Below are 256 nucleotides of genomic sequence, written 5' to 3' on the forward strand. Positions count from 1 at the left end.
ATGCCAATTGAAGTCATGGCTAAACGAGGCATTAAAACCATGCTCTATGGACCTATGAAGCCAGTTGGGCTTGAGTATCCAGATGATTACAAAGGTCCACGTGATGGGGAGTTTAAGACACCTTACGCGGTAGTTCAGTTACGCCAAGACAATGCAGCAGCTAGTCTCTACAATATCGTTGGCTTCCAAACTCACCTAAAATGGGGTGAGCAAAAGCGGGTTTTCCAAATGATCCCTGGTTTAGAAAATGCGGAGT

The 256-nt window shown here is 45.3% G+C and carries 1 protein-coding gene; it reads left to right on the plus strand.

The window, feature by feature from the left end:
• On the plus strand, window positions 1-256 hold a 256-nt coding region (locus HMPREF2893_RS10435; protein ID WP_186822258.1), incomplete at both ends, for an FAD-dependent oxidoreductase.

It is taken from the genome of Streptococcus sp. HMSC072C09 (assembly GCF_001813105.1).
Lineage (GTDB): Bacteria > Bacillota > Bacilli > Lactobacillales > Streptococcaceae > Streptococcus.